We start from the raw sequence: 20,579 nt of genomic DNA, 5'->3' as shown, positions 1-20,579 counted from the left end.
CGGGAGGACGACTCCCGGGCCCGGGCCGGCCGACCCGCGTCCGCAGACGTGCACCACCTCCCGATGGAAAGAGCAGTGCCCATGGCCCGCGACCTCACCACCGGCACCGGCCTCCGCGGCGGCCGGCTGAGGGTGTACCTCGGCTCCGCGCCGGGGGTCGGCAAGACCTACCGGATGCTGGACGAGGCCCGGCGCAGACAGGAGCGCGGGGCCGACGTCGTGGTCGGGTACATCGAGTGCCACGGCCGCCGCCACACCGAGGCCATGCTGGCGGGCCTGGAGGTCCTGCCGCGGGCCCGACGCGCCTACCGGGACGCCGAGTTCGAGGAGATGGACCTCGACGGGGCGCTCGCCCGCCGCCCGGCCGTCCTGCTGGTCGACGAGCTGGCGCACACCAACATCCCCGGCGGCCGGCACGCCAAGCGCTGGCAGGACGTCGAGGAGCTGCTCGCCGCCGGGATCGACGTCGTCACCACCGTCAACATCCAGCACCTGGAGTCGCTGAACGACGTCGTCCGGAAGATCACCGGCATCCCCCAGCGCGAGACCGTCCCGGACGAGGTGGTCCGCCGGGCCGACCAGATCGAACTCGTCGACATGGCCCCCCAGTCGCTGCGCCGCCGGATGGCCCACGGCAACATCTACCGGGCGGAGAAGGTGGACGCCGCGCTCTCCAACTACTTCCGGGTCGGCAACCTCACCGCCCTGCGCGAACTCGCCCTGCTCTGGGTGGCTGGGCGGGTGGACGAGGGCCTGCGCGACTACCGGGCCAGCCACAAGATCGACCGGGTCTGGGAGACCCGCGAGCGCGTCGTGGTCGCCCTCACCGGCGGCCCCGAGGGCGAGACCCTGATCCGCCGCGCCGCCCGGATCTCCGACCGCACGGCCGGCGGTGAACTGCTGGCCGTCCACGTCTCCCGCAGCGACGGCCTGGCCGGCGCCTCCTCCGGCGCGCTCGCCCAGCAGCGGCAGCTGGTGGAGACCCTCGGCGGCAGCTACCACGTGGTCGTCGGCGACGACGTCCCCACCGCGCTGCTCACCTTCGCCCGCGCCCACCACGCCACCCAGCTGGTGCTCGGCACCAGCCGCCGCGGCCGGATCAACCGCTTCCTCACCGGCCCCGGCACCGGACAGACCACGGTGGACGCCTCCGAGGACATCGACGTCCACATGGTCACCCACGAGTTCACCGGCCGCGGCCGGCTGCCCTCGCTCGGCCGCCGCCACTCCCGGCGCCGCACCATCGCCGGCTACCTGGCCGGACTGGTGCTGCCCTGGCTGCTCACCGCCCTGCTCTCCCAGGCCCACCACAGCATCAACCTGACCACCGACGCGCTGATCTTCCAGCTCGGCGTGGTCATCGTCGCCCTGCTCGGCGGCGCCGTGTCGGCCCTGCTGGCCTCGTTCGTCGCCTCGGTGCTGCTCAACTACTACTTCATCCCGCCGATCCACAGCCTGACCATCGGCGAGACCAACAACATCGTCGCCCTGGTGGTCTTCGCCGCCATCGCGCTCACCGTCTCCACCGTGGTCGACCACGCCGGCCGGCTCACCAGCCGGGCCGCCCGTGCCACCGCCGAGGCCGAGACCCTCTCCACCCTGGCGGGCAGCGTGCTGCGCGGTGCCGACGCGCTGCCCGCCCTGCTGGAGAAGTCCCGGACGGCCTTCGGCATGCGGGCCGTCGCCCTGCTCTCCCGGGCCGACGGCGAGGTGCTCGCCCACAGCGAGGGCGGGCACGGGGGCGGGCAGGCGGGCGGGCACGGGGGCGGGCGCGAGCGCGAGGACGGGAACGAGCCCGAGGGCGACCGGCCGGGCGAGGGGGCCGGCCCGTACGAGACCACCGAGGTCCCGGCCGGCGAGGGAGCCGTCCTGGTGCTCACCGGCCGCCGGCTGCCCGCCGCCGACCAGCGGGTGCTGACCGCCTTCGCCGCCCACCTCGCCGCCGCGCTGGAACGCGACCGGCTGGCCGTGGCCGCCGCCGAGGTCGAGCCGATCAGGGCCGCCGACCGGATGCGCACCGCACTGCTCGCCGCCGTCAGCCACGACCTGCGCACCCCGCTGGCCGCCGCCCGCGCCTCGGTCGGCTCGCTGCGCAGTCCCGACGTCGAGTTCTCGGCCGAGGACCAGGCCGAACTCCTCGCCACCGCCGACGAGTCGCTGGTGAAGCTCACCAGACTGGTCGACAACCTGCTCGACATGAGCCGCCTCCAGGCCGGCGCGCTCACCCTGCACCTCACCGAGACCCACCTGGACGAGATCCTGCCCCGGGCGCTCGACAGCCTCCCCGACCCGTACGCCCCCGTCCAGCCGCCCGACCTGACGGTCGACATCGAGGAGGGAGCCCCGCCGGTGCTCGCCGACCCGCCGCTGCTGGAGCGGGTGCTCGCCAACGTGATCACCAACGCGCTGCGCCACAACGCCCCCGGCGTGCCCGTCCTGGTCACCGCGAGCCACCACGCCGACCAGGTCGAGATCCGGGTGATCGACCGCGGCCCCGGCATCGCCCCGGAGGACCGCGACCGGGTCTTCCTGCCCTTCCAGCGCCTCGGCGACACCGACAACACCACCGGGGTCGGCCTCGGCCTCGCCCTCTCCCGCGGCCTCGCCGAGGCGATGGGCGGCAGCCTGGAGGTCGAGGAGACCCCGGGCGGCGGCACCACCATGCTGCTCACCCTGCCCGCCGCCGGGCGCGGCGAGGCCGGCTCATGAGCGAGATCCTGGTCGTCGACGACGAGCCGGCCCTGCTGCGCACCCTGCGGATCAACCTCAGCGCCCGGCAGTACGCCGTCCGCACCGCCGCCAGCGGCGGCGAGGCGCTCGACCGCGCCGCCCACCACGCCCCGGACGCCGTCCTGCTCGACCTCGGCCTGCCCGACCTCGACGGGATGGACGTGCTGCGCGGCCTGCGGACCCGCAACGCGATGCCGATCATCGTGCTCTCCGGCCGGACCGACGCCGCCGACAAGGTGGGCGCCCTGGACGCGGGCGCCGACGACTACCTCACCAAGCCATTCCTGATGGACGAGCTGCTGGCCCGGCTGCGCGCCGTGCTGCGCCGGCCGCCGGGCGGCGTGCCGTCGGGCCTGCCGGTGATCGGGGACCACACCGTGGACCTCGTGGCCACCACGGTGAACGGCCCGGCGGGCCCGGTCCGGCTCACCCCGACCGAGTGGCGCATCCTCGCCCTGCTGCTCGCCAACCCGGGCCGGCTGGTGCCGGGCCGGCAGATCCTGCGCGAGGTGTGGGGCCCGGCCCAGGAAGGGCGCGGCAACTACCTGCGGGTCTACTTCGCCGGGCTGCGCCGCAAGTTGGAGCGCGACCCGGCCCGGCCGCGGCACCTGGTGACCGAGCCGGGGATCGGCTACCGGTACGTCCCCTGACCGGCGTGCGGGGCGACGGCGTGCGGGGCGACGGCGCGCGGGGCGGCGGTGCGTGCCCCGCCGACGATCCGTCAAGGCGCCGTCAAGGCCGGGGCGGTGGGCGACAGGAGGGCGTCAAGGCCGCTCGGCGATGGTGCTCCGTGGGCGTAGCGTCGGGGTCGAAGGAGCGGGCCCTGCTCCGTGTGGGGGAGGCCCGGGGCCGCTCCGGCCGCCGTCCCCGGACGGCCAGCAGGTGGGGGAGGGGCGCGCGGCATCCGTCGCGCGCCCCCAGCTGTTCGCGGAACGGGCCGGGGCCCGGCTCAGTCGTCCCCGCCGCACTGCCGGGGCAGCGCCAGGGCCACCGTGTCCGCGAACTCCCGTACCGCGCTGGTCCGGCTGACCACCCGGCCGCTGTGCACCACCAGTCGGCTGTGCCCGCCCGCGAGCGCCCCGGCCAGGCTGTCCCCGCGCACCGCCAGCAGCTCCGCCGGGAACCCGGCGTCCACCCGGACCGGCGGCAGGCCGAGCACCGCCCGGGCCTGGTTCGCCACCGCGTCGTACGCCGCCTCCGGGTCCGACTCCCCACCCGCGGCCAGCAGATAGGCCGACTCCAGCGGATCCGCCCGGCCGACCGGGTTGGACGGATCGCGCAGCGCCCCGCTGCCCGCCGCCAGCGGCACCCGAGCGGCGGCCAACTCCCGTACCAGGCCCGGCCGCAGGCCCGTCGCCCGGCCCTCCAGCCCGGTGCAGCAGCCGTTCTGCGGCAGGCAGACCACCCGCACCCCGGCGGTCGCCAGCACCGTCGCCGCGCCCCGGGCCAGCGCCCCGCACGGGCCGAGCGTCACCCTCGGCCGCAGCGGCGCCAGCGCCCCGACCAGCCGGGCCAGCCGGGGCGCGTCCTCGGCGTCGGTGTGCAGGTCCACCGAGCAGTCCGCCTCCCGGGCGGCCTCCAGCAGCAGCTGGACGTACCCCGCCGGGTCCGGGTCCAGCTCCGGGCAGCCGCCGGCCGCCGTGGCGCCGAGCTTGAGCGCCTCGCGCAGCTGGGCCCGCCCGTCCGCGCCGGCCCGTCCGGTGAGCAGCCGGGGCATCGCCACGGCCTGGAGCTCGGCCAGCCCGCGCAGTGCCTGCCGGGCGGTCAGCACCGCCTCCAGCCGGTCCAGGCCGTGCACGTCGCCGATCCGGACGTGGGTGCGCTGGGCGGTGGCGCCGTAGCCGAGCGAGGTGAGCGCGGCCTCGGTGATCCGGCGGGTGAGGTCGGCCGGGCTGTCCGGCGGCGGGGTGGGCAGGGCGGCGGAGAAGGCGGCGTCGTAGTGGGCGTGCGCCTCGGCGGGGGCCGGGAGCAGCAGGTAGCCCCGCAGGTCGATCCGGGCGCCGGTGGTGACGGTGGGTGTGCCGGGCAGGGCGGGCAGCGGGCCGAGGCTGCCGGCGGTGCCGACCGCCTGGATCCGGTCGCCGCTGATCCGGACGTCCACCACGCGGCCGTCGGCCAGCCGGGCGTCGGTGAGCAGCAGGACGGGGCCGTGCCCGAGTGGGTTGGCCGCCGGTCCGGGCCCGGAGTGCGGCCCGTCCGCGGCTGCGCTGTCCATCGCCGGCTCCTTCTCGGGCCGGCCCGCGCGGTCGGCCCCGTACGGCTGGCCCGTCCAGCCGGCCAGTCCTCCCGATCAATGAGCGACGAGCCTATGGGCCCGCGGGGCGGGTCGCCGGGAGGCGGGCAATAGTCGTACCGGGGCGGGCCGCCCGGCTCGCAGGCCGATCGAACGCCGGGCCTTGGATCGTTCGTCCGTGCACCTCGCCCACCTGCGGTCTTCGCCGCGGGATACGGATTTCACCTCCGGGCGCGAAACGTGTAATCTCTTCCTCGTTCGCCCCTATAGCTCAGTCGGTAGAGCGTCTCCATGGTAAGGAGAAGGTCTGCGGTTCGATTCCGCATGGGGGCTCGGGTGTGAAGCGGTTCAGCTCCGGTTGTGCTGCGGATCACTGTGGCGGTGTAGCTCAGTTGGTAGAGCAAGCGGCTCATAATCGCTGTGTCACCGGTTCAAGTCCGGTCACCGCTACCCCGCGTAGTCGGTCGGGAGATCGCACTCCCGGTCGGCTACTCTTGTTGTGTTCTTATTCGTTGTCCAAGGAAGGCACTCCCGTGGCTGCCACCGACGTCCGCCCGAAGATCACGCTGGCCTGCGTGGAGTGCAAGGAGCGGAACTACATCACCAAGAAGAACCGGCGTAATGACCCGGACCGTCTTGAGATGAAGAAGCACTGCCCCCGCTGCAACTCGCACACCGCGCACCGCGAGACCCGCTGACCCTCACGTAGGGCGCCGGGCCTGTGTGAATCAGGTCTCTGACTCCGGGCCGCACTCCTCAACAGGGGGTGCGGCCCGGAGTTTTTTCGTATCCATCCGCGTTCCGAGGAGCCGCCATGGCGCTCGACCCCTCCTTCATCGGGCGTAGCTACCCGCCCACCGAGCCGTACGAGGTCGGCCGGGAGAAGATCCGCGAGTTCGCGACCGCGATCGGTGACGCCAACCCGGCGTACGCCGACCAGGAGGCGGCGAAGGCGCTGGGTCACCCCGACGTGATCGCCCCGCCGACCTTCCCGTTCGTGATCACCTACCGGGCCGCCGCCCAGGTGGTCGAGGACCCGGAGCTGGGCCTGGACTTCAGCCGGGTGGTGCACGGCGACCAGAAGTTCGCCTACACCCGCCCGGTGCGGGCGGGCGACCGGCTGTCGGTCGAGGTGACCATCGACAACATCAAGTCGCTGGCGGGCAACGACGTGCTCACCGTGCGTGGCGAGGTGACGGACGCGACCGGCGAGCACGTGGTGACGTCGGTCATGACCCTGGTGGCCCGGGCCGCCGACGAGGCGGGGGAGTGAGCGCGATGGCGATCAGCTACGACGAGGTCGAGGTCGGCACCGAGCTGCCGGCACGGTCCTTCCCGGTGACCCGCGACGCACTCGTGCGGTACGCGGGCGCCTCGGGCGACTTCAACCCGATCCACTGGAACGAGAAGTTCGCCCTGGAGGTCGGCCTGCCGGACGTCATCGCGCACGGCATGTTCACCATGGCCGAGGCGATCCGGGTGGTCACCGACTGGGTCGGCGACCCGGCCGCGGTGGTCGAGTACGGCGTGCGGTTCACCCGTCCGGTGCCGGTGCCGAACGACGGGGTCGGCGCGGTGGTCGAGGTCTCGGCCAAGGTCGCCAAGAAGCTGGACGACCACCGGGTGCAGGTCGACCTGCTGGCCACCACGGGCGGCCAGAAGGTGCTCGGGATGTCCCGGGCCGTCGTCCGGCTGGGCTGAGCGGCCCAGGGGGTCGCGGCGGCCGGGGTCCCGTACGGGATCTCCGGCCGCCGGCGCGGGCCTTGCGTAGATAGTGATTGGCCACTAACTTGGGATCCATGGCGAAGTCGAGCATCCGGATGAGCGCGGAGGAGCGGCGCGAGAGCGTCGTCCGGGCCGCCCTGACCGAGTTCGCCCGGGGTGGCTACCACGGCACCTCCACCGAGGCGATCGCCCGCCGGGTGGGCGTCTCGCAGCCGTACCTGTTCCGACTGTTCCCGAGCAAGCAGGCGATCTTCGCCGCGGCCGCCGAGCGCTGCGTCGAGGAGACCTGGCGGGTCTTCGACGAGGCCTCCGTCGGGCTGTCCGGCGAGGCGGCCGCGGAGGCGATGTCCACCGCGTACCTGGGCCTGGTCGAGAACGGCGACCAGCTCATGATGCAGATGCAGCTCTACGTCTCGACGTCCGCGGCCAGGGCGGCCGGTGAGGACGAGGTGGGGGAGACCGCCCGGCTGCTGTGGGAGGACCTGTTCGACCGGGTCAGGATCCGGATCGGCGGCGGAATGAAGGACGCCACGCAGTTCTTCGCGTACGGGATGCTGATCAACACCCTGGTGGCGCTCGGCTATCCGCCGGACCACCGGATCTGGGGCGGCTTCGACGGGTGCGGGCCGCCCGCGTAGGCCGGCCGCACGGCGGTGTCCGTGCGGCCTTTTTTCGGTCCACAGAAGTTATTGATCGATAACTACCTAGAGGAACCTGGGGGAAACCATGACGGAGAAACCGGCGGCGATGGGCAGAGCCGCGATCTGGACCCTGGTGATCGTCAGCGCGGCCAGCTTCATGGCCGCACTGGACAACCTGGTGGTCACCACCGCACTGCCGTCGATCCGCGAGGAACTCGGAGGCGGGCTGTCCGACCTGGAGTGGACGGTCAGCGCCTACACCCTGAGCTTCGCGGTGCTGCTGATGTTCGGTGCCGCCCTCGGCGACCGCTTCGGCCGCCGCCGGATCTTCCTGGTCGGCCTGGCCGTCTTCACCGCCGGCTCCGCCGCGGCCGCCCTCTCCCCGGAGATCGGCGAGCTGATCGCCGCCCGGGCCGTCCAGGGCGTCGGGGCCGCGGTGATGATGCCGCTCACCCTCACCCTGCTCACCGCCGCCGTGCCCCGGGCCAAGCGGGGACTGGCCTTCGGCATCTGGTCCGGGGTCAGTGGCCTCGCCGTCGCGGCCGGACCGCTGATCGGCGGCTCGCTGACCGAGCACTTCTCCTGGCAGTGGATCTTCTGGGTGAACGTTCCGGTCGGCCTCGTCCTGCTGCCGCTGGCCTTCCTGCGGCTCGGCGAGAGCCGGGGCGAAGCCGGCCGGACCCTGGACGTGCCCGGGACCGTGCTGGTCAGCCTGGGGATGTTCGGCATCGTGCTCGGCCTGATCCGGGGCAACCCGGACGGCTGGACCAGCCCGCTGGTCCTCGGCGCCCTGATCGGCGGCGTCCTGCTGCTGGCCGCCTTCGTCCGGTACGAGCAGAGCGTGGCCGCCCACCCGGTGCTGCCGATGCGGCTGTTCCGCGTCCGGGCCTTCTCGGCCGTCAACGCCGCCAGCCTGCTGATGTACCTCGGGATGTTCGGCTCGATCTTCCTGATCAGCCAGTACCTCCAGGGCGTCGGCGGCTTCAGCCCGCAGGAGGCGGGCGTCCGGATGCTGCCCTGGACGGCGATGCCGCTGCTGGTCTCGCCCCTCGCGGGCATCCTCTCCGACCGGATCGGCGGCCGGCCGATCGTGGTCACCGGGCTGGCGCTGCAGGCCGTCGGCCTGGCGCTGTTCGGCCTGGTCGTGGACGGGAGCACCGGCCTGGACTACGTCGCCCAACTCCCGGCCATCGTGATCTGCGGGATCGGCATGTCGCTGTACTTCGGCCCGACCGCCCAGCTGGTGATGGCCAGCGTCCGGCCGCAGGAGCAGGGGATCGCCTCCGGCGCCAACAACGCGATGCGCGAGGTCGGCGGGGCGCTCGGGGTCGCCGTGCTGGCGGCGGTGTTCTCGGCCCGGGGCGGCTACCAGTCGGCGGAGGCCTTCACGGACGGGCTGGTGCCCGCGCTGTACGTGGGCGCGGCCGCCGTCGCGCTCGGGGCGCTCGCCGCGGTGTTCGTCCCGCGGCGCAGCGGGGTGCGGGTCGAGGCCGAGGGGGAGCGGGCCGGGAGCCCGGCCGAGCCCGCCCGGATCTGAGCCGCGGCGGGCGGCGGGAGGCGAGCGACGGGTGGCGGGGGTGCCGGGGGGCGTCCCCGCCACCCGTACGCTGGTGGGCGTGCTGGTAGAAAACGACGCCCCCCTCGCCCCGCTGACCACGCTCCGGCTCGGCGGTCCGGCCCGCCGCCTGGTGACCGCGCACACCGACGACGAGGTGATCGCGGCCGTCCGCGAGGCCGACGCGGCCGGCGAACCGCTGCTGGTCCTCGGCGGCGGCTCCAACCTGGTGATCGGCGACGCCGGCTTCCCCGGCACCGCGCTGCGGATCGCCACCACGGGCCTCGCCCTGGACGGCACCGTCCTGGAGGTCGCGGCGGGCGAGACCTGGTCCGAGGTGGTCCGCCGCACCGTGCTGGACCACGGGCTGGCGGGCATCGAGTTCCTGGCCGGCATCCCCGGTTCGGCGGGTGCCACCCCGGTGCAGAACGTGGGCGCGTACGGCCAGGAGGTCGCGCAGTCGATCACCGAGGTGGTCGCGTACGACCGCACCGCCGACGCGGTGGTCACGCTCTCGAACGCCGAGTGCGCGTTCTCCTACCGGCACAGCCGCTTCAAGGGCGAGCCGGACCGCTACGTGGTGCTGCGGGTGCGGTTCGCCCTGGCGGACCGCGCGGGCCTCTCCACCCCGGTCAAGTACGCCGAGGTGGCCCGGCACTTCGGCGTCGAGCAGGGCGAGCGGGTGCCGCTGGCCGAGGCGTACGGCGCGGTGCTGGAGCTGCGCTCCGGCAAGGGCATGGTGCTGGACCCGGCGGACCACGACACCTGGTCGGCCGGCTCCTTCTTCACCAACCCGGTGCTCACGGCCGCGCAGTACGAGTCCTTCCGCACCCGCCCGGGGGCCGAGAACGCCCCCGCCTACCCGGCCCCGGAGGGCTGCACCAAGACCTCGGCGGCCTGGCTGATCGACAAGGCGGGCTTCGGCAAGGGCTACGGCAGCGGCCCGGCGACGCTCTCCACCAAGCACACCCTGGCACTCACCAACCGCGGTTCGGCCACCGCCGAGGACCTGCTGGCGCTCGCCCGGGAGATCCGGGACGGGGTCCGCGAGGCCTTCGGGGTGGAGCTGGTGAACGAGCCGGTGATGGTGGGCGTCAAGCTCTAGTCCGGGCCTCAGACGGGTACGGCGGCCGCCTCCGCGGGGGCGCGGTCGCCGACCAGCCAGCCGTCGATGTCCGCCAGCAGCTCCTTGCGGACCGCCTCCGGCGCGACCGAGCCGCGCACCGACTGCCGGGCCAGTTCGGCGAGTTCGGCGTCGGAGAAGCCCAGCACGTCCCGGACCAGCTCGTACTGGGCGGCCAGCCGGCTGCCGAACAGCAGCGGGTCGTCCGCACCCAGGGCGAGCGGCACCCCTGCGTCGAAGAGCCGGCGCAGCGGCACCTCCTCGGGGTGCTCGTAGACGCCGAGCGAGACGTTCGAGGACGGGCAGACCTCGCAGGTGACCTGCCGGTCCGCCAGCCGCTCCATCAGGCGAGGGTCCTCGGCGGCCCGCACGCCGTGGCCGATCCGGGCGGCGCCCAGGTCGTCCAGGCAGTCCCGGACGGACTCCGGGCCGGCCAGCTCGCCGCCGTGCGGGGCCGCCAGCAGCCCGCCGTTGCGGGCGATGGCGAAGGCCCGGTCGAAGTCCCGGGCCAGGCCCCGGCGCTCGTCGTTGGAGAGGCCGAAGCCGACCACCCCGCGGTCGGCGTAGCGGACGGCCAGCCGGGCCAGCGTCCGGGCGTCCATCGGGGACTTCATCCGGTTGGCCGCGACCAGCACCCGGATACCCACCCCGGTGGCCGCGGCGGCGTGCTCGACCGCGTCCAGGATCAGCTCCAGCGCGGGGATCAGCCCGCCCAGCCGGGGCGCGTACGAGGTCGGGTCGACCTGGATCTCCAGCCAGCGGGATCCGTCCCGCCGCTCGTCCTCGGCGGTCTCCAGGACCAGCCGGCGGATGTCCTCCTCGTCCCGCAGCACCGAGCGGGCGGTGTCGTACAGCCGTTGGAAGCGGAACCAGCCCCGCTCGTCGGTGGCCCGCAGCCGGGGCGGCTCGCCGGAGCTGAGCGCCTCCGGCAGCCGGACGCCGTGCTTGTCGGCCAGTTCCAGGAGGGTGGCGGGGCGCATCGAGCCGGTGAAGTGCAGGTGCAGGTGGGCCTTCGGGAGGCCCCTGACGTCTCGCGGATTCAACAGGCGTTCCATTCGCGAATACTGCCGTATACGGCCCCCGAACGGGAACCGCCTCCTTTCGATCCCCTGAAGGGGTGAAAGGAGGCGGCGTGTCGGGTGAATCCCGAATGTCAGGTTGATGCCTGGGTCAGTCGCGGGCCTCGCCGAGCAGCTTCTGCACCCGGCTGACGCCCTCGACCAGGTCGGCGTCGCCGAGCGCGTAGGAGAGCCGCAGGTAACCGGGGGTGCCGAAGGCCTCGCCCGGGACGACCGCGACCTCGGCCTCGTCCAGGATCAGGGCGGCCAGCTCGCCGGAGGTCTGCGGGCGCCGGCCGCGGATCTCCTTGCCCAGCAGGCCCTTGACCGACGGGTAGGCGTAGAAGGCGCCCTCGGGCTCGGGGCAGAGCACGCCCTCGATCTCGTTGAGCATCCGCACGATGGTCTTGCGGCGGCGGTCGAAGGCCTCGCGCATCTCGGCCACCGCGTCCAGGTCGCCGGCGACGGCGGCCAGGGCGGCGCGCTGGGCGACGTTGGAGACGTTCGAGGTGGCGTGCGACTGGAGGTTGGTCGCGGCCTTGATGACGTCCTTGGGGCCGATCACCCAGCCCACCCGCCAGCCGGTCATCGCGTAGGTCTTGGCCACGCCGTTGACCACGACGCACTTGTCGGCCAGCTCGGGCAGCAGGGCCGGCAGCGAGGTGAAGGTCGCGTCGCCGTACACCAGGTGCTCGTAGATCTCGTCGGTGAGCACCCACAGGCCGTGCTCCAGCGCCCAGCGGCCGATCGCCTCGGCCTCGGCCTCGGTGTACACCGCGCCGGTCGGGTTGGACGGCGAGACGAACAGCACCACCTTGGTGTTCTCGGTGCGGGCGGCCTCCAGCTGCTCGACCGAGACCTTGTAGCCGGTGGTCTCGTCGGAGACGACCTCCACCGGGACACCGCCGGCCAGCTGGACCGACTCCGGGTAGGTGGTCCAGTACGGGGCCGGGATGATGACCTCGTCGCCCGGGTCCAGGATCGCCGCGAAGGCCTCGTAGATCGCCTGCTTGCCGCCGTTGGTGACCAGCACCTGGGAGGCGTCCACCTCGTAGCCGGAGTCGCGCAGCGTCTTGGCGGCGATCGCGGCCTTCAGCTCGGGCAGGCCACCCGCCGGGGTGTAACGGTGGTTCTTCGGGTCGCGGCAGGCCTCGACGGCCGCCTCGACGATGTAGTCCGGCGTCGGGAAGTCGGGCTCGCCGGCGCCGAAGCCGATGACCGGGCGCCCGGCGGCCTTGAGGGCCTTGGCCTTGGCGTCCACGGCGAGGGTCGCGGACTCGGCGATCGCGCCGATGCGGGCGGAGACCCGGCGGTCGGCGGGGCGGATGGACTGGTCGGGCTGCGGGGTGGAAGCGCTCATGCCTGCATGGTCGCAGAACCCGGACGGACCGGGCATCGGGGTATCGGCATCCGTACGTTTCCGTCCGCATCGCGGCCCCGGCGATCCCCCGGCGGGAGCCCCGCCGTGCCGGACATCCGGCGGCCGGCCGCCCGGTCCGGAGGAAGAGGTTCGACCAAACACCCCTCGACCACGTACACTCACTGCTCGACGGCCAGCCGAAAAGATCCGGAGCTTTCACCGCCTGTGCAGACAGCGGGGGGAGATGCGGTAGGTTGGTCGCCACCGGAGCCGCGAGGCGCCGTAGGGCAATAGCTCAATTGGTAGAGCACCGGTCTCCAAAACCGGCGGTTGGGGGTTCGAGTCCCTCTTGCCCTGCTGCTAGATCCGTTTTCAGCCCGTTCGCTCCACAGGAGTGAGCGGGCTTGATGCGGAGATGGCACCGATCAGCACCGCTAGCCGGCCGGTCGTGCCCCACCGGGTGCGCGGCGAAGTCCGGCAGGACCCGGATTCAGGTGAGGACGAGTGACGGAGACCACGGGCTCCACCGCAACGCCTGAGAGCGGCAACCCCGAGGGTGCCGACAGCGCCGCGGAGGCCACCTCTGCCGAGGCGTCGGGCAAGCGCGGAAACAAGAAGTCCGGCAAGCGGGCCAAGAAGGGCCTGTTCGCGCGGATCGGCCTGTTCTACCGCCAGATCATCGCCGAACTGCGCAAGGTCGTCTGGCCTTCCCGGGGCGAACTCACCAACTACACCGCCGTCGTGGTCACGTTCGTCGTGGTCGTGATGGCCTTCGTGGCGGGCCTGGACTACGGCTTCTCCAAGCTGAGCCTCCTGGTCTTCGGCTGATCCGACCGCCCACCTCCGCAACAGTCTCCCGACCCGGGCCGATTCTTCGGTCCGGGTCGAGCTGTCGGCGCCGGACGTACGCGCGGCTACCGTGGACTCGGTACTGTTGAAGTCTCCGAGACCTCACCTGGCGCCCGCGCGAGCGGCCGCACGCCGGGCCGGTCGCGGAGCGCGCCACCTTCACCATCTCCAGGAAAGAAGCAGCCACCGTGTCTGAGTCCCCCCTGTACGACGCCGACGAGACCGTCCGCGAGGCGGATGTCGCCGCCGAGCTGGACGCGGCCGAGCTGGCTGACGACGTCGAGTCCGCCGAGCAGATCGTGGACGCCGCGGACAGCGACGAGGACGAGGTCGAGGCGTACGACGAGGCCGAGGCCGGCGAGCCCGCCGAGGAGGCCGCGCTGCACGTGGAGGGCGAGGTCGAGGCCGCCGAGGAGACCGAGACCGAGACCGAGGCCGAGGAGGAGGCCGAGGAGGAGGCCGTCGAGGTCGACCCGGTCGCCAAGTTCCGCGAGGACCTGCGCTTCATGCCGGGCGAGTGGTACGTGATCCACACCTACGCCGGCTACGAGAACCGGGTGAAGCAGAACCTGGAGCAGCGCGCCGTCTCGCTGAACGTCGAGGAGTACATCTTCCAGGCCGAGGTGCCGCAGGAGGAGGTCGTCCAGATCAAGAACGGCGACCGCAAGACCATCCGCCAGAACAAGCTCCCCGGCTACGTCCTGGTGCGCATGGACCTCACCCCGGAGTCCTGGGGCGTCGTGCGCAACACCCCGGGTGTCACCGGCTTCGTCGGCAACGCCTACGACCCGTACCCGCTGACCCTGGACGAGGTCGTCAAGATGCTCGCCCCGGACGTCGAGCGCCAGGCGGCCAAGGAGGCCGGCAAGCCCTCGCCGGTCAAGCCGAGCGAGATCCAGGTGCTGGACTTCGAGGTCGGCGACTCGGTCACCGTCACCGACGGTCCGTTCGCGACCCTCCAGGCGACCATCAACGAGATCAACCCGGACTCGAAGAAGGTCAAGGGCCTGGTCGAGATCTTCGGCCGGGAGACCCCGGTCGAGCTCTCCTTCGACCAGATCCAGAAGAACTAGTCATACGGTCTTCGGATTCGGGGCGGGGCCGAGGGCCCTGCCCCGAATCCGTTTTGGTCCAGCGGCGCGGACGCGTTAGCCTGGTCCGATGTGTGTGCTGGCGGCCGGGTGTCGCCCCGGCTCCGCACGCACCAGCAATCACCTCTCGGAAGGACCCGGAGAGACATGCCTCCCAAGAAGAAGAAGATCACGGGGCTTATCAAGCTCCAGATCAACGCCGGTGCGGCCAACCCCGCGCCGCCGGTCGGCCCCGCGCTGGGTCAGCACGGCGTCAACATCATGGAGTTCTGCAAGGCCTACAACGCTGCGACCGAGTCGCAGCGCGGCATGATCGTGCCGGTGGAGATCACGGTCTACGACGACCGTTCCTTCACCTTCATCACGAAGACGCCGCCGGCCGCGCGCCTCATCCTGAAGGCCGCCGGTATCGACAAGGGCTCCAGCGAGCCGCACAAGACCAAGGTCGCCAAGCTCAGCAGCGCCCAGGTCCGCGAGATCGCCACGACCAAGATGCCCGACCTGAACGCCAACGACCTGGACGCGGCGGAGAAGATCATCGCCGGCACCGCCCGGTCGATGGGCATCACCGTCGAGGGCTGAAAAGCCCCCTTGTCCTCTGTGGTAGGGCCCGCGCAGGCCCGAGACACCACAACTCCATTCACCATTCAGGAGCAGCCATGAAGCGCAGCAAGGCCCTGAAGGCCGCGGACGCCCAGGTCGACCGCGAGCGCCTTTACGCCCCCCTCGAGGCCGTCCGCCTCGCCAAGGCGACCAGCACCACCAAGTTCGACGGCACCGTCGAGGTCGCCATGCGTCTGGGCGTCGACCCGCGCAAGGCCGACCAGATGGTCCGCAGCACCGTGATCCTCCCGCACGGCACCGGTAAGACCGCTCGGGTCCTGGTCTTCGCGACCGGCGAGCGTGCCGAGGCCGCGCGTGCTGCGGGCGCCGACATCGTCGGTTCCGACGAGCTCATCGACGAGGTCGCCAAGGGTCGCCTGGACTTCGACGCCGTCGTCGCCACCCCGGACCTCATGGGCAAGGTCGGCCGCCTGGGCCGCGTGCTCGGTCCCCGTGGTCTGATGCCGAACCCGAAGACCGGCACCGTGACCCCGGACGTCGCGAAGGCCGTCAACGAGATCAAGGGCGGCAAGATCGAGTTCCGCGTCGACAAGCACTCGAACCTGCACTTCATCATCGGTAAGGCCTCCTTCACCGACGAGCAGCTGGTCGAGAACTACGCCGCCGCGCTGGACGAGGTGCTCCGCGCCAAGCCGTCCGCCGCCAAGGGCCGCTACATCAAGAAGACCGCGTTCTCGACCACCATGGGCCCCGGCATCCTGGTGGACCCGAACCGCACCCGCAACCTCCTCGTCGAGGAGGACCCGGCCGCGGTCTGAGCCCCAGTGCTCTAGAGCAGTCCGTACGGCGGGCCCGCACCCCCTTCACCAGGGGTGCGGGCCCGCCGTCGTTCCCGCGGCGCGCGACGGGCGGCGCACCGGTCGCCGGACCGGGCCGCCGGCGGATGGGAACGGTCGGCCGAAGCGTCGTACGCTCTGCCGGTCAGACCACGTGGAGAAGCCGTGACCGCCGGAGTGTGCCGTGCCACCCGTCCCTCGCCCCACCGTTCTCGCGGCAGCCGCGCTGCTGCTCGCCACCACCACCGGGTGCAGCCTGCTGGCCGCCCCGACCACCGCCACCCCCGGGGAGCCCGCGCCGGTGCCGCCGAGGCAGGTGGTGCTCACGGCCGCGCAGACGCTGGACGACGCCGGCAGCGCCCGGATCGACGTGCTCCAGGAGGGCCCGGGCGGCCGGCGCACCGCGAGCGGCACGCTGGTCTGGGGCGCCGCGGACGAGGCCGCGCTGACCGTGACCGACGAGCTGGGCAGCGGACGGCTGACGCTGAAGGACGGTGCGCTCGACCTCGTGTACCAGGGCGGTGCGACCAAGCACGCGGAGCGGAGCACCGCCGAGTCGGCCGACCCCGCGGCGGGCGCCGGCCCGGGCGGCTTCGCGGGCGGCTGGACGACCGCGCTGATCAGCAGCCCGGGTGGCCGGGCGTACGACGTCGCGCAGGGCGTCAAGCTCGGCTCGCTCGGCGGCGAGCAGCTGGCCGGGGTGACCGCGGCGCACTACCAGGGCTCCGCGCCGGTGGACGAACTGTTCGGCAAGGACGGGGAGTTGAGTGCGCAGCAGCGTGCGTCCACGCTGGACTGGTACCGGCGGCACGGGGTGACGGCGATCGGGTACGACGTCTGGGTCGGGCCCGGGATGCGGCTGCTCCGGCTGCGCGAGACGGTCAGGGGGAGCGCCGGAACCACGGTGACCACGACGGACGTCTCGGCTCCCGGCGCGGCGGACGCGACGCCCGCCGCGGGCGGATGACCGGGAGGGGATATCTGGTGGGTGGGGGATTCGCGGATCCGTTAGAGTCCGCGTGAGAAGAAGATGAGAAGAGCTGATCGTCGGCTCTTCCACGGGGGTTCGGATCTCACGGGGGTGGCTCCACGCGCGCTCCGCGCCTCGCCCCGGCCGCCGCGCCGACGGCCGACCCGCTCAAGCCGCTCAAGCCTCTCGGCTGATCAGGCCGGGCCCGGACACCGAGCCCACCAGCAACAGCCGGCTACCGCCCCGGGCGCACCACGCGCCCCGGGGTCCTCAGGGGGGAATCATGGCTGGAACCCGCAAGACCGCCGTCGCCGTCGTCCTCGCCGCTCTGGCGCTGACCGCGACCGCCTGCAACGACAGCAACGACAAGAAGGCCGCCCCGGCCGCGCCGACCACGGCCGCCGCGACCTCGGCCACCCCGTCGGCCGCCGCCCCGACCGGTGGCGCCAAGCCGGAGAAGGTCAGCCCGGCGGTCTACCTGGAGCAGGTCACCCAGAAGACCAGCGCCGCCAAGTCGGCCAAGGTCGACGAGACCATCACCATCGGCGACATCGCCATGAAGGGCACGGGCGCGATCTCCTGGGCCGACGGCCTCCAGGGCGACCTCACGATGGACATGTCGGGCTCCCCGATGGGCAAGATGATCGCGGTCCTCACGGGCAGCGAGTCCGCGCCGTACCGCTTCGCCAAGGACGGGATGTACCTGCACATCGGCGGTGACGCGGTCGAGGCCCTGGGCGGGAAGCACTGGGTGCACTACGGCACCGCCGACCTGGCCAAGGCGTCCGGTGGCACCAGTGCGAACCAGTTCAAGGACGCGGACCCGGTCGAGGCCGTGCGCCTGCTGATCGCGACCGGCAAGGTCGCCGAGGTCGGCCAGGAGACGGTGGGCGGCAAGGCCACCACGCACTACTCCGGTGTGCTCAACGCCGACGAGATCGCCGGCGCGTCCAGCAGCAAGGGCCTGAGCCAGGAGAAGCTCGACCAGCTCAAGCAGAAGCTGGCCGCGGGCGGCATCACCAGCGAGCAGGTCGACGTCTGGGTCGACGCCGACCAGCTGGTGGTCAAGCGGACCGAGAGCGGCGCGACCAAGGCGGGCGCGTTCAAGGCCTCGGTCCTCTACTCGGACTACGGAACCGCGGTCGACACCGCCGCGCCGACCGCCTCCGACGTCGTGGAGGCGGCTGCCCTGGCGAAGCTCGGCAAGGACAGCAGCAGCTGACCCTCCGAGCCGTCGGGCCGCCACCGGACTCGGCCGACCCGGTGGACCCGGCCGCAGTGACGGCCTCCGGCGAGGGGGCCGCCACCGGGCCGATCGGGAACGGGTGACAAGGTGGCCGGACGAGGCCGCCGTCGGACGGGGCCGGGCGAGAGGGGAAACGGACGATGGCGGGACGGCAGCGGTTGGCGGCAGCGGCCGTCGTCGTCCTGCTGGCGGGCGGGCTGAGCGGCTGCGACGGCGGGGGAGCGACCGCCACGCCGACCGGCAGCCCGACCCCGACCAGCGCCGTGCCCTCCGCCGCCTCCCCGAGCGCCCAGGCCAAGCCGACCGACCGCTCGCCGCACGGGGTGCTGCTCTCCGCCCAGCTGGCCATGCAGACCGCCCGCCGGGCCAAGGTCAGCTACCGGCTCGGCGCCGACGCCGGATCCGGCCCGCTGTTCTGGCAGCCCAAGACCGCGCTCCAGATCAAGCGCTCCACCCCGGCCGAGGCCGACCAGCTGATCGTCGTGGACACCGTGGCCTACCAGGGCGGGGACGCCGCCACCGCGGCCCGGCAGGGCGGCAAGCACTGGGAGCGCTTCACCGTCCCCGCGGACCCGGACGGCCACAAGGAGGTGCCGTACGCCGGGCTGATCGACCTGCTGAACCCGGTCGAGGCGCTGACGGCGGCCACCGCCGAGGGGACCGACCCGGTCTTCGTCGGCGAGGAGAAGTACGAGGACTCGACCGTCGAGCACTACCGGGTCTCCACCACCGCCGAGAAGTACGCGGCGGCCCAGACCCAGCTGACCCAGTCCCGCCGGGACGGCCTGCGGGCCGCGCTCGCGCCCGGCGGATCGCTGTCGCTCACCCTGGACCTCTGGCTCAACGACAAGGACCAGCTGGTCCGGCTCCAGCGCACCGGCAGCGGGGACAGCGGCCGGGCGGACGACTCGGTGCTCTACACCGACTTCGCCGGGGCGCTGCTCTCGGCCCAGGCGCCGGCCGAGACGGACACCGTGGACACCGGCGTCCTGACGGTCTCCCCGCTGGCCCGCTGAGTCGCTGGCCCGCTGAGCCGCCGGGCCGCCGACCCGTGCGCGCCGGGCTCCGGGGATGCTCCGTCCGAGGGCGATTTGCACCTCGCGGACGGCTCCGGCTAATCTGGCGGAAGCCAAAGACCGCTGGTTGTCGCCGCGAGCCCGTCAGGGATCCGGTGGCCGAAGGATCTGCGCTTCGTCGCAGGCAGCCCGCGCAGGTGTGTCTGGAGCTTCGACTTCCGGGTTCCGCGTTCGCGCGGCCGCCCGTCGAGGTCGTTCCGAGCCCCGTGCCCCTGCGCACCGGGGCTCGTTGCATTTTCGCAGGAGCTTTCCTTCCGTCCGGTCGGTCCACGGCGACCCAGGTCGACTTTCGCGGTCGGCCCGACTTCGACATCACGGAAGGAGGCGTAAGCCTATGGCCAGGCCCGACAAGGCTGCTGCCGTCGCCGAGATCACGGACAAGTTCCGTGGCTCCTCCGCGGCGCTGCTGACCGAGTACCGCGGTCTCTCGGTGAAGCAGGTCAAGACCCTGCGTCGCTCGCTCGGCGACAACGCCGAGTACGCCGTGGTGAAGAACACGCTGACCAAGATCGCGGCCAATGAGGTCGGGATCACGGAGCTCGACGACCTGTTCAGTGGTCCGACGGCTGTTGCCTTCGTCACCGGTGACCCGGTGGAGTCGGCGAAGGCTCTGCGTGACTTCGCCAAGGAGAACCCCGCTCTCATCATCAAGGGCGGTGTCCTTGACGGCAAGGCGCTGTCCGCCGATGAGATCAAGAAGCTCGCGGACCTCGAGTCCCGCGAGGTGCTGCTCGCCAAGCTGGCGGGTGCCCTGAAGGCCAAGCAGTCCCAGGCTGCCGCGCTCTTCCAGGCCCTGCCGTCGAAGCTCGTCCGCACTGTGGACGCGCTGCGCGACAAGGTCGAGCAGGGCGGTGCCGGTACGCCGGCTCCCGCCGCCGAGGACGCTGCCGCCGAGTAATTCGGCAGGCTCCGGCCTCGCTGCGGGCCCGTACGCCCGCCCCACCCGTACATCCGGCACCAACCTGCCGATTTAGTGGAAGGACGCCATCATGGCGAAGCTGACCCAGGACGAGCTGCTCGCGCAGTTCGAGGAGCTCACCCTCATCGAGCTCGCTGCCTTCGTGAAGGCCTTCGAGGAGAAGTTCGACGTCACCGCTGCCGCCCCGGTCGCCATCGCCGCCGCCGGCGTTCCCGGTGCCGCCGCTGAGGCCGTCGAGGAGCAGGACGAGTTCGACGTCATCCTCGAGGGTGCCGGCGACAAGAAGATCCAGGTCATCAAGGAGGTGCGCACCCTGACCTCCCTCGGCCTGAAGGAGGCCAAGGACCTCGTTGACACCGCTGGTGCCAAGGTCCTGGAGAAGGTTGCCAAGGACGTTGCCGAGAAGGCCAAGGCCGCCCTCGAGGGTGCCGGCGCCAAGGTCACCGTCAAGTGACTTCTCGCCCCCTCTGAGGGGGCCTGAAGCCGGGCCGATCACCCTTGCGGGTGGTCGGCCCGGCTTTTTCGCGTTTCCGGGCCGCTTCCGGGCGCCGCCGGGGCCGTGCCCGGCCGCGTTCCCCCGACCGGCCGGTAGGGCCCGCCGGC

20 protein-coding genes and 3 tRNA genes are annotated in these 20,579 nt (G+C 72.6%); 20 read left to right on the top strand and 3 right to left on the bottom strand.

The genetic code is table 11. The annotated features are described in order from the left end of the window. Positions 1 to 81 precede the first annotated feature (81 nt). Both ACFRAR_RS23170 and ACFRAR_RS23165 read left to right on the top strand, forming a co-directional pair. Positions 82 to 2,709 carry an ATP-binding protein gene (locus ACFRAR_RS23170; RefSeq protein ID WP_380700043.1) on the top strand — a complete coding sequence of 876 codons (2,628 nt, stop codon included), beginning with the start codon at positions 82 to 84 and terminating at the stop codon, positions 2,707 to 2,709. Next, on the top strand, positions 2,706 to 3,380 hold the full coding sequence (locus tag ACFRAR_RS23165; RefSeq protein ID WP_380700042.1) for a response regulator: 675 nt from the start codon (positions 2,706 to 2,708) through the stop codon (positions 3,378 to 3,380). Before ACFRAR_RS23170 ends, ACFRAR_RS23165 begins: the two co-directional genes overlap by 4 nt. Before the next feature lie 299 nt (positions 3,381 to 3,679). Here ACFRAR_RS23165 and ACFRAR_RS23160 read toward each other — a convergent pair whose 3' ends face one another. Beyond that, on the bottom strand, positions 3,680 to 4,945 hold the full coding sequence (locus ACFRAR_RS23160; protein ID WP_380700041.1) for a hydrolase: 1,266 nt from the start codon (positions 4,943 to 4,945) through the stop codon (positions 3,680 to 3,682). Positions 4,946 to 5,223: 278 nt separating this feature from the next. Here ACFRAR_RS23160 and ACFRAR_RS23155 point away from each other — a divergent pair. From ACFRAR_RS23155 to ACFRAR_RS23120, 8 genes are all read left to right on the top strand, one after another. Then, positions 5,224 to 5,296: transfer RNA gene (locus ACFRAR_RS23155), tRNA-Thr, on the top strand. Positions 5,297 to 5,340: 44 nt separating this feature from the next. Further along, positions 5,341 to 5,413: transfer RNA gene (locus tag ACFRAR_RS23150), tRNA-Met, on the top strand. An 83-nt stretch (positions 5,414 to 5,496) separates the two neighbouring features. Beyond that, a complete protein-coding gene (gene rpmG / locus ACFRAR_RS23145) occupies positions 5,497 to 5,661 on the top strand; it encodes a 50S ribosomal protein L33 (protein ID WP_006604855.1) in 165 nt (54 codons plus the stop codon). Between the two features lie 116 nt (positions 5,662 to 5,777). Beyond that, positions 5,778 to 6,236, top strand: a complete 459-nt coding sequence (locus ACFRAR_RS23140) for a MaoC family dehydratase N-terminal domain-containing protein (protein WP_380700040.1) — start codon at positions 5,778 to 5,780, stop codon at positions 6,234 to 6,236. A 5-nt stretch (positions 6,237 to 6,241) separates the two neighbouring features. Further along, positions 6,242 to 6,664 carry a MaoC family dehydratase gene (locus ACFRAR_RS23135; protein ID WP_380700039.1) on the top strand — a complete coding sequence of 141 codons (423 nt, stop codon included), beginning with the start codon at positions 6,242 to 6,244 and terminating at the stop codon, positions 6,662 to 6,664. Positions 6,665 to 6,762: 98 nt separating this feature from the next. Next, entirely contained in the window at positions 6,763 to 7,326 is a 564-nt protein-coding gene (locus ACFRAR_RS23130; protein WP_380700038.1) for a TetR/AcrR family transcriptional regulator, read from the top strand. Between the two features lie 88 nt (positions 7,327 to 7,414). Next, positions 7,415 to 8,866, top strand: a complete 1,452-nt coding sequence (locus tag ACFRAR_RS23125) for an MFS transporter (RefSeq protein ID WP_380700037.1) — start codon at positions 7,415 to 7,417, stop codon at positions 8,864 to 8,866. Between the two features lie 79 nt (positions 8,867 to 8,945). After that, positions 8,946 to 9,989, top strand: coding sequence for a UDP-N-acetylmuramate dehydrogenase (locus ACFRAR_RS23120; protein ID WP_380700036.1), 1,044 nt, complete (start codon positions 8,946 to 8,948; stop codon positions 9,987 to 9,989). Positions 9,990 to 9,997: 8 nt separating this feature from the next. Here ACFRAR_RS23120 and ACFRAR_RS23115 read toward each other — a convergent pair whose 3' ends face one another. Both ACFRAR_RS23115 and ACFRAR_RS23110 read right to left on the bottom strand, forming a co-directional pair. Further along, on the bottom strand, positions 9,998 to 11,062 hold the full coding sequence (locus ACFRAR_RS23115; protein WP_380700035.1) for an adenosine deaminase: 1,065 nt from the start codon (positions 11,060 to 11,062) through the stop codon (positions 9,998 to 10,000). Between the two features lie 115 nt (positions 11,063 to 11,177). After that, positions 11,178 to 12,425 carry a pyridoxal phosphate-dependent aminotransferase gene (locus ACFRAR_RS23110; protein ID WP_380700034.1) on the bottom strand — a complete coding sequence of 416 codons (1,248 nt, stop codon included), beginning with the start codon at positions 12,423 to 12,425 and terminating at the stop codon, positions 11,178 to 11,180. A gap of 284 nt (positions 12,426 to 12,709) precedes the next feature. Here ACFRAR_RS23110 and ACFRAR_RS23105 point away from each other — a divergent pair. The 10 genes from ACFRAR_RS23105 to rplL all read left to right on the top strand — a co-directional run bounded on the left by ACFRAR_RS23105 (position 12,710) and on the right by rplL (position 20,430). Then, positions 12,710 to 12,782: transfer RNA gene (locus ACFRAR_RS23105), tRNA-Trp, on the top strand. 147 nt (positions 12,783 to 12,929) lie between these two features. Then, positions 12,930 to 13,253 carry a preprotein translocase subunit SecE gene (gene secE / locus ACFRAR_RS23100; RefSeq protein WP_380700033.1) on the top strand — a complete coding sequence of 108 codons (324 nt, stop codon included), beginning with the start codon at positions 12,930 to 12,932 and terminating at the stop codon, positions 13,251 to 13,253. A 209-nt stretch (positions 13,254 to 13,462) separates the two neighbouring features. Beyond that, positions 13,463 to 14,347, top strand: coding sequence for a transcription termination/antitermination protein NusG (gene nusG, locus ACFRAR_RS23095; protein ID WP_380700032.1), 885 nt, complete (start codon positions 13,463 to 13,465; stop codon positions 14,345 to 14,347). Between the two features lie 165 nt (positions 14,348 to 14,512). Further along, positions 14,513 to 14,947: a 50S ribosomal protein L11 gene (rplK, locus tag ACFRAR_RS23090; RefSeq protein ID WP_380700031.1), complete on the top strand. Its 435-nt coding sequence runs from the start codon at positions 14,513 to 14,515 to the stop codon at positions 14,945 to 14,947. A 77-nt stretch (positions 14,948 to 15,024) separates the two neighbouring features. After that, entirely contained in the window at positions 15,025 to 15,747 is a 723-nt protein-coding gene (rplA, locus tag ACFRAR_RS23085) for a 50S ribosomal protein L1 (protein WP_380700030.1), read from the top strand. Between the two features lie 202 nt (positions 15,748 to 15,949). Then, positions 15,950 to 16,732, top strand: coding sequence for a hypothetical protein (locus ACFRAR_RS23080; RefSeq protein WP_380700029.1), 783 nt, complete (start codon positions 15,950 to 15,952; stop codon positions 16,730 to 16,732). Between the two features lie 286 nt (positions 16,733 to 17,018). Further along, a complete protein-coding gene (locus ACFRAR_RS23075) occupies positions 17,019 to 17,957 on the top strand; it encodes a hypothetical protein (RefSeq protein WP_380700028.1) in 939 nt (312 codons plus the stop codon). Between the two features lie 164 nt (positions 17,958 to 18,121). Further along, on the top strand, positions 18,122 to 18,997 hold the full coding sequence (locus ACFRAR_RS23070) for a hypothetical protein (protein WP_380700027.1): 876 nt from the start codon (positions 18,122 to 18,124) through the stop codon (positions 18,995 to 18,997). A gap of 394 nt (positions 18,998 to 19,391) precedes the next feature. Beyond that, positions 19,392 to 19,955 carry a 50S ribosomal protein L10 gene (gene rplJ, locus ACFRAR_RS23065; protein ID WP_030232356.1) on the top strand — a complete coding sequence of 188 codons (564 nt, stop codon included), beginning with the start codon at positions 19,392 to 19,394 and terminating at the stop codon, positions 19,953 to 19,955. A gap of 91 nt (positions 19,956 to 20,046) precedes the next feature. After that, positions 20,047 to 20,430 carry a 50S ribosomal protein L7/L12 gene (rplL, locus tag ACFRAR_RS23060; protein WP_380700026.1) on the top strand — a complete coding sequence of 128 codons (384 nt, stop codon included), beginning with the start codon at positions 20,047 to 20,049 and terminating at the stop codon, positions 20,428 to 20,430. The last annotated feature ends 149 nt before the right edge of the window (positions 20,431 to 20,579 follow it).

The organism is Kitasatospora sp. NPDC056651 (genome assembly GCF_042792155.1).
In the GTDB taxonomy this organism is placed as follows: domain Bacteria; phylum Actinomycetota; class Actinomycetes; order Streptomycetales; family Streptomycetaceae; genus Kitasatospora.
Note: the sequence above shows the minus strand (reverse complement) of the source record. Positions and strands in the feature narration are given on the sequence as shown.